Annotated in this window: 15 protein-coding genes and 2 pseudogenes; 14 read left to right on the top strand and 3 right to left on the bottom strand. The window is 57.4% G+C overall.

The genetic code is table 11. From position 1 onward, the window contains the following. Window positions 1-183 precede the first annotated feature (183 nt). From GVJ63_RS22320 to GVJ63_RS05780, 3 genes are all read right to left on the bottom strand, one after another. Window positions 184-831, bottom strand: a complete 648-nt coding sequence (locus GVJ63_RS22320) for a GIY-YIG nuclease family protein (protein ID WP_159226538.1) — start codon at window positions 829-831, stop codon at window positions 184-186. Between the two features lie 390 nt (window positions 832-1,221). After that, window positions 1,222-1,719: an AAA family ATPase gene (locus tag GVJ63_RS05785; RefSeq protein ID WP_159226537.1), complete on the bottom strand. Its 498-nt coding sequence runs from the start codon at window positions 1,717-1,719 to the stop codon at window positions 1,222-1,224. Window positions 1,720-1,859: 140 nt separating this feature from the next. Further along, a complete protein-coding gene (locus tag GVJ63_RS05780) occupies window positions 1,860-2,489 on the bottom strand; it encodes a Vat family streptogramin A O-acetyltransferase (RefSeq protein WP_010670891.1) in 630 nt (209 codons plus the stop codon). Window positions 2,490-2,745: 256 nt separating this feature from the next. Between GVJ63_RS05780 and GVJ63_RS05775 the strand changes: the two are divergent. From GVJ63_RS05775 to phnC, 14 genes and pseudogenes are all read left to right on the top strand, one after another. Then, window positions 2,746-2,931, top strand: a pseudogene (locus GVJ63_RS05775) (VOC family protein); the annotation flags it as partial. 63 nt (window positions 2,932-2,994) lie between these two features. Beyond that, window positions 2,995-4,142, top strand: a protein-coding gene (locus tag GVJ63_RS05770; protein WP_159226536.1) for an IS3 family transposase whose coding sequence is annotated in 2 segments (ribosomal slippage) — window positions 2,995-3,232 and window positions 3,232-4,142 — 1,149 coding nt in all. Because the reading frame shifts where the segments join, the coding sequence is not laid out codon by codon here. Window positions 4,143-4,157: 15 nt separating this feature from the next. Next, window positions 4,158-4,376 (top strand): annotated as a pseudogene (locus tag GVJ63_RS22315) (VOC family protein); the annotation flags it as partial. 239 nt (window positions 4,377-4,615) lie between these two features. Further along, window positions 4,616-5,329: a phosphonate metabolism transcriptional regulator PhnF gene (gene phnF, locus GVJ63_RS05760; protein ID WP_010247805.1), complete on the top strand. Its 714-nt coding sequence runs from the start codon at window positions 4,616-4,618 to the stop codon at window positions 5,327-5,329. Further along, window positions 5,329-5,775 (top strand): phosphonate C-P lyase system protein PhnG, encoded by a 447-nt coding sequence (phnG, locus tag GVJ63_RS05755; protein ID WP_010247802.1) that lies wholly within the window; start codon window positions 5,329-5,331, stop codon window positions 5,773-5,775. The genes phnF and phnG overlap by 1 nt, the downstream gene beginning before the upstream one ends. Next, the gene (gene phnH / locus GVJ63_RS05750) at window positions 5,775-6,350 is read left to right on the top strand and encodes a phosphonate C-P lyase system protein PhnH (protein WP_010247799.1); all 576 of its coding nucleotides are present in this window, start codon (window positions 5,775-5,777) and stop codon (window positions 6,348-6,350) included. Before phnG ends, phnH begins: the two co-directional genes overlap by 1 nt. Beyond that, window positions 6,350-7,426: a carbon-phosphorus lyase complex subunit PhnI gene (locus GVJ63_RS05745; protein WP_033758254.1), complete on the top strand. Its 1,077-nt coding sequence runs from the start codon at window positions 6,350-6,352 to the stop codon at window positions 7,424-7,426. Before phnH ends, GVJ63_RS05745 begins: the two co-directional genes overlap by 1 nt. Beyond that, window positions 7,419-8,267: an alpha-D-ribose 1-methylphosphonate 5-phosphate C-P-lyase PhnJ gene (locus GVJ63_RS05740; RefSeq protein WP_159226534.1), complete on the top strand. Its 849-nt coding sequence runs from the start codon at window positions 7,419-7,421 to the stop codon at window positions 8,265-8,267. Before GVJ63_RS05745 ends, GVJ63_RS05740 begins: the two co-directional genes overlap by 8 nt. Beyond that, complete coding sequence (phnK, locus tag GVJ63_RS05735) at window positions 8,257-9,018, top strand: phosphonate C-P lyase system protein PhnK (RefSeq protein ID WP_013358336.1); 762 nt, start codon at window positions 8,257-8,259, stop codon at window positions 9,016-9,018. Before GVJ63_RS05740 ends, phnK begins: the two co-directional genes overlap by 11 nt. Next, entirely contained in the window at window positions 9,019-9,732 is a 714-nt protein-coding gene (gene phnL / locus GVJ63_RS05730) for a phosphonate C-P lyase system protein PhnL (protein ID WP_033772090.1), read from the top strand. Continuing rightward, entirely contained in the window at window positions 9,729-10,865 is a 1,137-nt protein-coding gene (phnM, locus tag GVJ63_RS05725) for an alpha-D-ribose 1-methylphosphonate 5-triphosphate diphosphatase (RefSeq protein WP_159226533.1), read from the top strand. The genes phnL and phnM overlap by 4 nt, the downstream gene beginning before the upstream one ends. Next, the gene (gene phnN, locus GVJ63_RS05720) at window positions 10,865-11,401 is read left to right on the top strand and encodes a ribose 1,5-bisphosphokinase (RefSeq protein ID WP_010670885.1); all 537 of its coding nucleotides are present in this window, start codon (window positions 10,865-10,867) and stop codon (window positions 11,399-11,401) included. The genes phnM and phnN overlap by 1 nt, the downstream gene beginning before the upstream one ends. Next, a complete protein-coding gene (phnP, locus tag GVJ63_RS05715; protein ID WP_033767649.1) occupies window positions 11,398-12,168 on the top strand; it encodes a phosphonate metabolism protein PhnP in 771 nt (256 codons plus the stop codon). The genes phnN and phnP overlap by 4 nt, the downstream gene beginning before the upstream one ends. A 78-nt stretch (window positions 12,169-12,246) precedes the next feature. Continuing rightward, entirely contained in the window at window positions 12,247-13,077 is an 831-nt protein-coding gene (gene phnC, locus GVJ63_RS05710) for a phosphonate ABC transporter ATP-binding protein (RefSeq protein WP_159226532.1), read from the top strand. The last annotated feature ends 19 nt before the right edge of the window (window positions 13,078-13,096 follow it).

Raw genomic sequence — 13,096 nt, 5'->3', positions numbered from 1 at the left:
CGGCTTCCTTACGATTAGCACGCGATTACACGTAAATAAATCCTTCCGTTGCTTGCAGAAAACTGCGAACATCCGTTACTAACTAATAGCAATCAGGAATCCTCCAAACTATACGTTTCAGAAACGGACGTCATTTGCATAATATGATTCTAGAATAGAGTTATGCCTAGCGCATCAGACAAATTATTTTTGCGCTTGATGCATACGCACTATTTGTTGACAAGCTTCATCATGAAAAAGATCCGTAGTCATGATTATAGAATATACATCGTAGTCATTAACTAGTTTATTTGCATTTAGGCGGACATCATCTTCTGGTCGAAAGAATGCCTCATCTGTGTCAGCAATGAATGCTAGGTCCGTACGTTGGATTGTCTGGTCCACGAGATAACCAGCAGTTTCTTTCTCGGTCGTAATTTCTAACCAGACACGTCCAGGCATCTGAACAACCCTGACTGCCACAATATCGGAACGTAGGTACATGGCATACTTTTCTCGAAGCCGTTGCGTTACATCTTCGGCTACATATTGCTCAGCGGAAATTTGGATTGGTTCCGCTAATTGGAGCAATAATGCAATGGCTTTGTCGAGCGGATAGCGAAAGAATTCGCGTGCCGCATTGACACGAAAATCTGTTAACTCAATATGTACTCTAGCCTCCAGCGTTTCATGTTGTTCTGCAAATATTTCGAAGGCCACTTGAAAGGGTGTTGGAACACCTGTAGAGGATAGCTCACGCGCCCTCATACGAGAATCACGTAGTGTTCGACCGACCTTAATCAATCCCGGCATGCTCGGATTGACCAGAATATATACATAGCCTGGAGCCATAGATAAACTTTCCTTTTTATACTGACCAAGTTTCTTGGTGATAGTTTACTACAAATTTTGCTAAATGGACGATGCCTAATCTAATAGTAGGTCCAGATTGTATAGATGTGACCTGATCCCTGTTAACTAATACATGGCTATTTAAACAAAATCGCCACTGGGCGTGAACATTGCGGATGTCTGCTTTTCGCTCATAGCGGACAAAACCATTGTAATAACTAGGTTGCTTCATTCATCCTTTACCAGCGACTGCTGATATAATCGCTTAAGCTGAGGGAATAGCGTGGCTACTTCTGTTTTACCGGTTTTAATCCCTGAGGGTAGGGCAACATGCAGCCTCAGGTTAAAACATTTATTGCCGTTAAGGGTGCGGGCTAAACGTGGTCAGGGCTAAATGCTTGTCTGGAGGATGATATCAACGCACTCAGCAGGCGAAAATTCCGCCGTATCCAGCTTCAGATGCTCTCTGCTCCACGGTTCATAAACACGATCCACAACGGCTTGCCAGTCAGGCACTTTTAAACCAGGAATATCTGAGATTCTGTTCTCTACACGGGCACGATGCTGTTCCGGATCAGAACAGAGGATTTCAATTTCCAGAAAGGGAACACCTGATGATAGTGCGATATCACGAAAACTATCACGTACAAGATTAAGGTCATTCACCGAGTCAGTGATAACCGGTAATCCCCGTTTCAGATTGTCCCGCGCAAGCTCATAAAGGATGAAGTAGCCTTCAGGGCCAATATCCCTGAAAGTTGCTGAACTATTACGCAGAGCCTGTTCAACTGTGTCGACGCGTAAATACACCGCTTTTAATTTTTCAGATAACATTTTAGCGATAGTGCTTTTTCCGCAACCCGGAAGGCCACTAAAGATGTAGAGCATAACAACTCCTGTTTTAACCTGCGCTCCAGTGCTAAAGCAGACACATTGATACATCAATCTGCGCGAAATTATGCGAACCCGTGTCGGATGATCGCCGCCCTATGTCAGCAGCGGACAGCGTTTATTCCACTTCTGCCCGGCTATTCATCTGGCAGTGCTTCAAGGTCTGCGGAGATAATTGCCGGTAGGTTTTGAGTAATCTTTTCTACCGGCCAGTCCCACCAGGCCAGCTTCTCTAGTCGGGATATGGTTTCATCGGTAAAACGCTGCCTGATCACTCTGGCCGGGTTGCCACCCACAATCGAATAGGCCGGGACATCCGACGTCACAACAGAACGTGACGAGATTATTGCGCCGTTGCCGATTTTAACGCCTGGCATAATCAGCGCCTGATAACCCACCCATACATCATTACCAATCACCGTATCGCCTTTATAGGGCAGATCGCCGGCCTGAGGCTGGGCTGTTTCCCATCCGTTTCCGAAAATGTAAAACGGAAAAGTGGAGAAACCCGCCATGTTATGGTTTGCCCCGTTCATGATGAACTGAACGCCTCTGGCTATCGCGCAGAATTTACCCATGATCAGTTTGTCACCAATAAAGGGGAAGTGATAAAGGACATTGCGCTCGAAGTTTTCTGAGTCTTCAGGATCATCATAATAAGTAAAATCCCCGATTATGATGTTGGGGTTTTTCACCGTATTTTTGATAAAACAAACCTGTGGGAAACCTTCCATTGGATGGGGATTGGTGGGATCCGGTCCGTACATATTCTCTCCTTAAGCGCAACGTTAGTTCGTTCCAGTGTACACCATGAAACCCGTCGTTCCTTTCGTGCAAGCCCGGTCTTCATTATCTGCTCATCGCGCGCCGGTCCCGGCTGTATTGCCGGCTCCAGTTTCCTCTTTCCGGGGTGGGTCCGGCAGAGATTCGGCTGATATACAAACGGCTGTTAATTCTCTTTGTGTGCAAAGAAATCTGATTCCTGTAAATTAAATTCTTCTGCATTCTGATAAAGAGTTTTACATGCTGACCGGACTCAATCACCTCACACTCGCAGTTAGCAACCTGGCCAGTAGCCTGAATTTTTATACGGAGACCCTTGGATTCATCCCCAAAGCGGCATGGGATCACGGCGCTTATCTTTCGCTGGGTGAACTCTGGCTCTGTCTCTCTGTGGATACCGTCTCGGCTGGAAATGATTACACACACTGAATCGCCACGAGTTTAACAGACACCTCAGAGTCATTTAAGATGGCTTAAAGAGAGGTGTCCATGAGCGGTAAGCGTTATCCCGAAGAGTTTAAAATTGAAGCAGTCAAACAGGTTGTTGATCGCGGTTATTCTGTTGCCAGCGTTGCAACACGTCTCGATATCACCACCCACAGCCTTTACGCCTGGATAAAGAAGTACGGTCCAGATTCTTCCACTAATAAAGAAGAGTCAGATGCTCAGGCCGAGATCCGCCGTCTCCAGAAAGAGCTGAAGCGGGTTACCGACGAACGGGACATATTAAAAAAAGCCGCGGCGTACTTCGCAAAGCTGTCCGACTGAGGTACGCCTTTATCCGTGACAACATCTGTTGCTGGCCTGGTCGCCTGCTCTGTCGGGTGCTGGATGTTCATCCCAGTGGTTTTTACGCCTGGCTTCAGCAGCCGCATTCACAACGCCATCAGGCAGACCTAAGACTGACAGGACAGATTAAACAGTTCTGGCTGGAATCGGGATGCGTCTATGGTTATCGCAAAATCCATTTGGATCTGCGGGACAGCGGGCAACAGTGCGGAGTGAACAGAGTCTGGCGACTGATGAAACGTGTCGGGATAAAGGCTCAGGTCGGATACCGGAGCCCGCGGGCACGTAAAGGCGAGGCCAGTATCGTGTCGCCCAACAGGCTCCAGCGACAGTTCAATCCGGATGCTCCGGATGAGCGTTGGGTAACGGACATAACCTACATCAGGACCCACGAAGGCTGGCTGTATCTTGCCGTGGTTGTTGATCTGTTCTCACGCAAAATTATCGGCTGGTCCATGCAATCCTGGATGACAAAGGACATTGTCCTGAACGCACTGCTGATGGCTGTATGGCGGCGTAATCCCCAAAAACAGGTGTTGGTTCATTCGGATCAGGGCAGTCAGTACACAAGCCATGAGTGGCAGTCGTTCCTGAAATCACACGGCCTGGAGGGCAGCATGAGCCGTCGCGGTAACTGCCATGATAATGCGGTTGCAGAAAGCTTTTTCCAGTTGTTGAAACGCGAACGGATAAAGAAAAAGATCTACGGAACGCGGGAAGAAGCCCGCAGCGATATTTTTGATTACATCGAAATGTTTTATAACAGTAAGCGTCGGCATGGTTCTAGCGATCAGATGCCACCGACAGAATATGAAAACCAGTATTATCAACGGCTCGGAAGTGTCTAGATTATCCGTGGCGATTCACACTATGCATTCACTATTGCTGGTGACGAATTTAATGCGTTCGTTGAGCGATTGAGAGCGGCGGGTGTGACAGAGTGGAAGCGCAATAAAAGCGAGGGGAACTCCTTCTACTTTCTGGACCCCGATGGCCACAGGCTCGAGATCCATGATGGCGATCTTGAGAGCCGTATCAGAGCCTGCCTTGCTCAGCCTTATCAGGGAATGACGTTCTTCTGATTGATTGACTCCCGGCCCGGCAGAGAAAATGACCGCTGAAGCGGGGGCTATCACCCCATGCCCGGCGGTTTCCTGCCAGCCACTCACCCTGACAAATACTCCTCATTTTCCAGCCACCACATTCACCTCTCCTTCACCCCCGCGTCACGGTTCTGTCATCTGATCCCCTCAAGCTAACACCATCCCGCAGCGTCTTTTCACTGCGTTCCCACTCTGTAACCCGTGAGGATTTCATCGTGATGGAGTTATCCAGACATCCGACCACTGTCTATCAGGCTGTTGCCGCACAACTGGAGCAGGCGCTGAAAGAGCGCTACCGCTGCGGCGACTATCTTCCTTCCGAGCAACAGCTGGCCGATCACTATGAGGTGAATCGCCACACGCTGCGTCGGGCGGTGGATGAGCTGGTGCACAAAGGGCTGCTGCAGCGCCGTCACGGCGTCGGCATCCTGGTTTTGATGCGCCCTTATGACTATCCGCTGCATGCCCAGGCGCGATTCAGCCAGAACCTGCTGGAGCAGGGCAGTCATCCCACCAGCGAACGGCTGCTGGCGGTGCTGCGTCCGGCCAGCAACGACGTTGCCAATGCGCTGGGCGTGAAAGAGGGCGACAACGTCATTCATCTGCGCACCCTGCGTCGCGCCAACGGCGTGCCGCTCTGCCTGATTAACCATTTCCTCGCCGACCTCAGCTGGTGGCCACAGCTTCAGCAATTTAACAGCGGATCGCTGCACGACTTCTTAGTGGAGCACACCGGAAAGCAGCTGGTACGCACCCAGACCCGCATCAGCACCCGCCGGGCGCAGGCCAAAGAGTGTCGGCAGCTCGACATCGCGCTGCATTCCCCACTGCTCTGTGTGCGGACCCTGAACAAAACCAGTGATGGCGCGGTGGCGGAATACTCCGTCAGCCTGACGCGCGGCGACATGATTGAACTGACTCTGGAGCACTAATGGAACAGCAAACGGATCGCCAGCGCTGGCTGTCGGTGCTGGCGCACAGCAGCGCCGCCTTGCTTGAGACGCACTGGCAGGCGCTTAACCTCCAGCCCGCCTTTACCCTGATCCGTCCGGCAGAGATCGGGCTGACACGGTTGCAGGCGCGGATGGGGGCCACCGGCAAACGCTTTGTGATGGGTGATGCCACGGTGACGCGCGCGGTGGTGCAGCTCAGCGACGGCACACTGGGTTACAGCTATCTGTTAGGGCGTGACAAAGCCCATGCCGAGCGCTGCGCCCTGCTGGATGCGCTGTTGCAGCAGCCGGAAACCCGGCAACTGCTGGAAGAGAAGATTATTACCCCGCTGGCGGCGTGGCGCGATGAGCAGCGACAGCTGCGCGCCCGCGAGATCGCCAGCAGCAAAGTGGATTTCTTTACGCTGGTTCGCGGAGATAACTGATGACTTTACTGGCAAGTTTTAACCATCCGGTGGCGGATGCGCAGCGCGCGTTTCGCCGCATTCTGAAAGCGATGAGCGAACCGGGCGTGATGGTCTCGCTGCCGCTGCAACAGGGCTGGGGCGCACTGTCACCGGCGGCCACGGCGCTGCTGCTGACGCTGGTCGATCAGGAAAGCCCGGTCTGGCTGGATGCGGAAATCGACAACGAACAGCTGCGCAACAATCTGCGCTTCCATACCGGTGCGCCGATCACCACGCAGCAGGATGCGCCTTTTGCCCTGAGCCATGCGGCGGCGCAGCCCGACCCGACGCAGTTCGCGGCCGGTGACAACATGTCACCAGAAAAAAGCACCACGCTGATTATCGAAGTGCCGTCGCTGAATGGCGGCCTGACGCTGCGCCTCTCCGGCCCTGGCCTGCGGGAAACCCGCGCCATCGCGCCACAGCTGCCCGAAAGCGTGCTGGAATATCTGCGCACTCGTCCGCATCCGTTTCCACAGGGCGTGGACCTGATCTTCACCTGTGGCGAAGCGATCATGGCCGTGCCGCGCACCACCGTTGTGGAGGTGTGCTGATGTATGTCGCGGTGAAAGGGGGCGAAAAAGCCATTTCAAATGCCCACCAGTTGCAGGCCGATCTGCGGCGCGGCGATAGAGCGGTAGCCGAACTCGGCTGCGATCAGGTGGCGCAGCAGCTGGGACTGGCGGTGGATCGGGTGATGACCGAGGGAGGAATTTACGATCCTGAGCTGGCGGCGCTGGCGATTAAGCAGGCCAGCGGCGATCTGGTCGAGGCGATCTTTCTGTTGCGCGCCTATCGCACCACGCTGCCACGCCTGGCGGAGAGCACGCCACTGGCGACCGGTGCGATGCGCATCGAACGCCGCATCTCGGCGGTCTATAAAGATCTGCCGGGCGGCCAGGTGCTGGGACCAACTTACGACTACAGCCACCGTCTGCTCGACTTCACCCTGCTGGCCAATGGCGAAACGCCTGCCGCGCCGCGTGACGATCGTTCGGTGCCTGACCAGTGCCCGCACATGTTCAGCATGATGAGCGATGAAGGGCTGGCCGCCGCTGAGATGGATGACGGCAGCGAGCCTGTCGATATCACTCGCGAGCCGATGAGTTTTCCCGCCTCACGCGCCGCCCGCCTGCAACAGCTGGTGCGTGGCGACGAAGGCTTTCTGCTGGCGCTGGGTTATTCGACCCAGCGCGGCTATGGCCGCACCCATCCGTTTGCCGGCGAGATCCGCACCGGCACTCTCAGCGTCAGTATCTGTCCCGAAGAGCTGGGTTTTGAACTGGAGATCGGTGAGCTGCTGCTGACGGAGTGTGAAATGGTCAACGGCGTTGCCCACAGCGACGACACGGCGCCGCACTTTACCCGGGGTTATGGGCTGGTGTTTGGCCGCGCCGAACGTAAAGCGATGGCGATGGCGCTGGTGGACCGGGCGCTGCAAAGCCGCGAACAGCATGAGCGTGTTACCAGCCCGGCGCAGGACGAAGAGTTTGTGCTGTCGCACGCCGACAACGTGGAAGCCGCAGGCTTTGTCTCGCATCTCAAGCTGCCGCACTACGTCGATTTCCAGGCGGAACTGGAACTGCTGAAACAGCTGCAGCACGATTATCAGGAGCGCAACCATGGCTGAACTCGCCGGCTATAACAACGGCTATCTCGATGAGCAGACCAAACGCACTATCCGCCGCGCCATCCTGAAAGCGGTGGCGATCCCCGGCTATCAGGTGCCGTTCGCCGGACGTGAGATGCCGATGCCCTACGGCTGGGGCACCGGCGGCATCCAGATCACCGCCAGCGTGATTGGCGATCAGGATGTGCTGAAAGTGATCGATCAGGGCGCAGATGACACTACCAATGCGGTGTCGATCCGTCAGTTCTTTAAGCGAGTCAGCAATGCTGCCACCACCGAGCGCACCGCCGATGCCACCCTGATCCAGACCCGGCACCGCATCCCGGAAACGCCGCTGGAAGAGGATCAGATCCTGATTTTCCAGGTGCCGATCCCGGAGCCGCTGCGCTTTATCGAGCCGCGCGAAACCGAAACCCGCACCATGCATGCGCTGGAGGAGTACGGCATCATGCAGGTGAAGCTGTATGAAGATATCGCCCGCTACGGCCACATCGCGACGACTTACGCCTATCCGGTCCGGGTCAATGATCGCTATGTGATGGATCCTTCGCCCATTCCCAAATTCGACAACCCGAAGATGCACATGATGCCCGCGCTGCAGCTGTTTGGTGCCGGGCGTGAAAAGCGCATCTACGCCTTGCCGCCTTACACCCGCGTGGAAAGCCTGGACTTCGACGATCATCCGTTCACCGTGCAGCAGTGGGATGAACCCTGCGCGCTGTGCGGCTCGCGCCACAGCTATCTCGATGAGGTGGTGATGGACGATCAGGGAACGCGGATGTTTGTCTGCTCCGACACCGACTTTTGCCATCAGCAGCAGGAACAGCAACATGCACAGTGAACAGCCGCTGCTTGCGGTGAACCAGCTCACCCACCTTTATGCGCCGGGCAAAGGGTTTGAGCAGGTCAGTTTTGATCTCTGGCCCGGTGAAGTGCTGGGCATTGTCGGCGAGTCCGGCTCCGGTAAAACCACGCTGCTGCAGAGCCTGTCAGCGCGTCTGACGCCGCAGCAGGGCAGCATTCTTTATCAGAACCGCGACCTCTATCAGATGAGTGAAAGCGATCGCCGTCGCCTGCTGCGCACCGAATGGGGCGTGGTGCATCAGCATCCGATGGACGGGCTGCGTTCGCAGGTCAGCGCGGGCGGCAACATCGGCGAACGGCTGATGGCGACCGGACAGCGCCACTATGGCGATATCCGCGCCGAGGCGAGCCGCTGGCTGCAGGCGGTGGAGATTGACGCCGGTCGCATCGACGATCTGCCCACCACCTTTTCCGGCGGCATGCAGCAGCGGCTGCAGATCGCCCGGAACCTGGTGACGCAGCCGCAGTTGATGTTTATGGATGAGCCGACCGGCGGGCTGGATGTGTCGGTGCAGGCGCGACTGCTGGATCTGCTGCGGACGCTGGTGCGCGAACTGAATCTGGCGGTGGTGATTGTCACCCACGATCTCGGCGTAGCACGACTGCTGGCGCATCGCCTGCTGGTGATGAAGCAGGGGCGGGTGGTGGAGAGCGGTCTGACTGACCGCGTGCTGGACGATCCTCATCATCCTTACACTCAACTGCTGGTCTCTTCGGTGCTCAATTAAATGACAACTATCACTCCGCGCCTGCGGGTAGAGAATTTGTGTAAAACCTTTGTGCTGCATAACCAGAACGGCGCGGCGCTGCCGGTGCTGCACAACGCCAGCCTGACGGCAGGCGAGGGCGAATGCGTCGTGCTGCACGGTCATTCCGGCAGCGGTAAATCCACACTGCTGCGCGCGCTTTACGGCAACTATCAGCCCGACAGCGGCCACATTCGGGTCGCGCATCAGGGCGAGTGGATCGACATGGCGCAGGCATCGGCGCGCCAGATTATCGCCCTGCGCCGCGACACGCTGGGCTGGGTCAGCCAGTTTCTGCGGGTGATACCGCGCGTGCCGACGCTGGAGATTGTGATGCAGCCGCTGCTGGAGCGCGGCGTCGAGCGCGCCTTATGTGAAGCACGTGCCGCCGAACTGCTGACCCGGCTCAACGTGCCGCAGCGTCTCTGGTCGCTGGCCCCGTCCACTTTCTCTGGCGGAGAGCAGCAGCGCGTCAATATCGCTCGCGGCTTTATCGCCGACTATCCGGTGCTGCTGCTGGATGAACCCACCGCCTCGCTCGACAGTGTCAACAGCGAGGCGGTGGTGAGCCTAATTGAACAGGCGCGCGCCCGTGGTGCCGCCATCGTCGGTATTTTTCACGATCGGGCGGTGCGCGAGCGGGTAGCGGACCGGCTGCACCTGATGCACCCAATCGAGACAGGAGCGCAGGCATGATCATCAATAACGTCAGACTGGTGCTGGAAAACGAAGTGGTAACCGGATCGCTGGAGTTTCGCGACGAGCGCATCAGCAGCTTCAGCGAAACCACCAGCCAGCAGCCGGGCGCGCTGGATGGCGAGGGCGCCTGGCTGATGCCGGGTCTGGTGGAGCTGCACACCGATAACCTCGACAAGTTTTTCACGCCGCGTCCGAAAGTGGACTGGCCGGCACACTCGGCGATGAGCAGCCACGATGCGCTGATGGTCTCCAGCGGCATTACCACGGTGCTGGATGCGATTGGCGTCGGGGATGTGCGCGACGGCGGGCACCGGCTGGATAACCTCAGCAAGATGATCGACGCCATCCGCGACAGCAACCGCAAAGGTCTGAACCGGGCCGAGCATCTGCTGCATCTGCGCTGTGAACTGCCGCATCCCACCACTGCGCCGCTGTTTGAAGCGCTGATGGGCACGCCGGAGCTGGCGCTGGTGTCGCTGATGGACCATTCACCGGGCCAGCGTCAGTACGCGTCCCTGACAAAGTATCGCGAATATTATCAGGGCAAATATCAGCTTAACGACGCGGAGATGGATCAGTTCGAGCATGACCAGCTCACCCTGGCGGCAGCGTGGTCACAGCCCAATCGTCAGGCGATTGCCGGACTCTGCCGGGAACATGGCATCGCCATTGCCAGCCACGATGATGCCACCGCGGCGCACGTTGAAGAGTCTCACGCCGCGGGCAGCCGCATTGCAGAGTTTCCTACCACGCTGGAGGCGGCACGCGCCTCGCGTTATCGCAATATGCAGGTGCTGATGGGCGCGCCTAACATCGTGCGCGGCGGCTCGCACTCCGGGAACGTCGCCGCCTGGGAGCTGGCGTCACACGGCCTGCTGAATATTCTCTCTTCCGATTACTATCCGGCGAGCCTGCTGGATGCGGCGTTCCGGCTGGCAGATGATGAGCGCAACAGCCTCAGCATGGCGCAGGCGATTGCACTGGTCACCTGTAACCCGGCGCGCGCCTTAGGGCTCGAAGATCGCGGGGTAATCGCCGAAGGCTGCCGCGCCGATCTGGTGCTGGCGCACACCGCACACGGCTACCCGCACGTGCGGCACGTCTGGAGCAAAGGCCGGCAGGTGTACTGATGGCGCGGCTGATCTGGCTCACCGGTCCCTCGGGCTCGGGTAAAGACAGCCTGCTGGATGCGCTGCGGGCGGCACCTCCGCCACGGCTGCTGATCGCCCATCGCTACATTACCCGCGCCGCCGATGCGGGCGGCGAAAACCATGTGGCGCTGACCGAGGCGGAGTTTGCCCGTCGCGCAGCACTCGGTCTGTTCGCGGTGAGCTGGCAGGCGCACGGTTTCAGCTATGGCATTGGCTGTGAGACGGAACAGTGGCTGCTGCGCGGGCAAAATGTGGTGGTGAACGGTTCGCGGCTGCATCTGGCGCAGGCGCAGGCCCGTTTCGGCTCGCAGCTGCTGCCGGTCTGTCTGCAGGTCACACCCGCCGTGCTGGCAGCGCGGCTGCGCCAGCGCGGACGGGAAGATGAGGCGGAGATCGCCCGGCGGCTGGCGCGCGCCGCACAGCCGCAGCCCGATGGCTGCCTTATCCTCAACAACGACGGCGCGCTGGCGGATACCGTGTGCCTGCTGCGTCAGATACTGGAGGCGCATCAATGAAACTCACTTTTCTGGGTACTGGCGGGGTCACTGCCGCACCGCTGCCGGGCTGCGACTGTCGCGCCTGTCAGCGGGCGCAGCTCAATAGTGGCTACGCGCGTGCGCCCTGCAGCGCGCTGATTGAGTTTGGTCGCGAACGCATCCTGCTGGATGCCGGTCTGCCGCTGCTGGCGTCGCGCTTCCCGCCCGGCACACTGACACGCATTCTGCTGACTCACTACCACATGGATCATGTGCAGGGGCTTTTTGCACTGCGCTGGGGAGTGGGCGCGCCGATTCCGGTCTGGGGTCCACCCGATCCGCGAGGCTGTGACGATCTCTATAAACATCCAGGCCTGCTCGATTTCCGTCCCGCCTTAACGCCGTTTGTAGCACACGCCTTTGGTGAACTGCAGGTTACGCCGCTGCCGTTGCAGCACTCGAAGCTGACGCATGGCTATCTGTTCGACTGGCACGGCACCCGGCTCGCCTGGCTGTGTGATACCTGCGGATTGCCACCCGACACCGCCGACTTCCTGCGCGGTCAGCCGCTGGACCAGCTGGTGATTGACTGCAACGATCCGCCGCAAGCAGAACCGCGTAACCATAATGATGTGACCCAGGCGCTGGCGATAGCAGAGATGCTCCAGCCGCGTCAGACCTGGCTCACCCATCTCAGTCATGAGATGGATAACTGGTTAGCTGAGAACCCGTTGCCGGACGGTGTGCTGGCTGCCCGTGACGGCCAGACATTGCTGTGCGGCGCGCACTGGCCTGTCACGGTTTGATCATCTGACTGTCATCTCGTGTTCATCGCGTCACGCCTTAATAACCCGCAGAACGCAATCAGCGATGACGGAGAAACCATGGCACAGGCACTTCTGAAAACGGTGGTCGACAACGACCTGTCACCGGCCAGCCTCAGCGGACAAAAAGTGTTGTCGGTGCAGAAACTGAGCAAAGCCTACGGCGACACTCAGGTGCTGGATCAGGTCAGTTTCGACCTGCACGCCGGTGAGCTGGTGGCGGTGATTGGCCGCTCTGGCGCGGGTAAATCGACCCTGCTGCACATGCTCAACGGCACGATTGAAGCGACTTCCGGCGCGATTATCAGTCTGCATCATGGCGAAGCGGATCGTAACGTGGTTACGCTCAACAGCCGCCAGCTGCGCGAATGGCGCAGCCAGTGCGGCATGATCTTTCAGGATTTCTGTCTGGTGCCACGCCTCGACGTGCTGACCAACGTGCTGCTGGGCCGTCTGAGCCAGACCGGTACGCTGAAATCTTTCTTTAAAATCTTCTCCGACAACGACCGGGCGCACGCCATCGAACTGCTGCAGTGGATGAACATGCTGCCGCAGGCGCTGCAGCGGGCGGAAAACCTCTCTGGCGGGCAGATGCAGCGTGTGGCGATCTGCCGTGCCCTGATGCAGAACCCCAAAATCCTGCTGGCCGATGAGCCGGTGGCGTCACTCGATCCCAAAAATACCAAGCGCATCATGGATGTGCTGCGTCAGGTCAGCGAGCAGGGCATCAGCGTGATGGTCAACCTGCACTCGATTGAGCTGGTGAAAAGCTACTGCACCAGGGTGATTGGCATTCAGCGCGGCGTGGTGCTGTTTGACGGCCATCCTTCAGGACTGACCGACAGCCTGCTGCACCAGCTGTACGGCGATGAACTTAACCAAATCCATTAACTTCCACAGCAAGAGAACA

It is taken from the genome of Pantoea sp. 18059 (genome assembly GCF_902706165.1).
Classification (GTDB): Bacteria; Pseudomonadota; Gammaproteobacteria; order Enterobacterales; family Enterobacteriaceae; genus Pantoea; species Pantoea agglomerans.
The sequence above is the reverse complement of the archived record's forward strand: the minus strand, read 5'-3'. Positions and strand labels throughout refer to the sequence as shown.

Excerpts from the sequence above, each read along its gene's own strand:
- GVJ63_RS22320 (WP_159226538.1), bottom strand. The coding sequence starts at position 831 with ATGGCTCCAGGCTATGTATATATTCTGGTCAATCCGAGCATGCCGGGA.
- GVJ63_RS05785 (WP_159226537.1), bottom strand. The coding sequence starts at position 1,719 with ATGCTCTACATCTTTAGTGGCCTTCCGGGTTGCGGAAAAAGCACTATC.
- GVJ63_RS05780 (WP_010670891.1), bottom strand. The coding sequence starts at position 2,489 with ATGTACGGACCGGATCCCACCAATCCCCATCCAATGGAAGGTTTCCCA.
- phnF (WP_010247805.1), top strand. The coding sequence starts at position 4,616 with ATGGAGTTATCCAGACATCCGACCACTGTCTATCAGGCTGTTGCCGCA.
- phnG (WP_010247802.1), top strand. The coding sequence starts at position 5,329 with ATGGAACAGCAAACGGATCGCCAGCGCTGGCTGTCGGTGCTGGCGCAC.
- phnH (WP_010247799.1), top strand. The coding sequence starts at position 5,775 with ATGACTTTACTGGCAAGTTTTAACCATCCGGTGGCGGATGCGCAGCGC.
- GVJ63_RS05745 (WP_033758254.1), top strand. The coding sequence starts at position 6,350 with ATGTATGTCGCGGTGAAAGGGGGCGAAAAAGCCATTTCAAATGCCCAC.
- GVJ63_RS05740 (WP_159226534.1), top strand. The coding sequence starts at position 7,419 with ATGGCTGAACTCGCCGGCTATAACAACGGCTATCTCGATGAGCAGACC.
- phnK (WP_013358336.1), top strand. The coding sequence starts at position 8,257 with ATGCACAGTGAACAGCCGCTGCTTGCGGTGAACCAGCTCACCCACCTT.
- phnL (WP_033772090.1), top strand. The coding sequence starts at position 9,019 with ATGACAACTATCACTCCGCGCCTGCGGGTAGAGAATTTGTGTAAAACC.
- phnM (WP_159226533.1), top strand. The coding sequence starts at position 9,729 with ATGATCATCAATAACGTCAGACTGGTGCTGGAAAACGAAGTGGTAACC.
- phnN (WP_010670885.1), top strand. The coding sequence starts at position 10,865 with ATGGCGCGGCTGATCTGGCTCACCGGTCCCTCGGGCTCGGGTAAAGAC.
- phnP (WP_033767649.1), top strand. The coding sequence starts at position 11,398 with ATGAAACTCACTTTTCTGGGTACTGGCGGGGTCACTGCCGCACCGCTG.
- phnC (WP_159226532.1), top strand. The coding sequence starts at position 12,247 with ATGGCACAGGCACTTCTGAAAACGGTGGTCGACAACGACCTGTCACCG.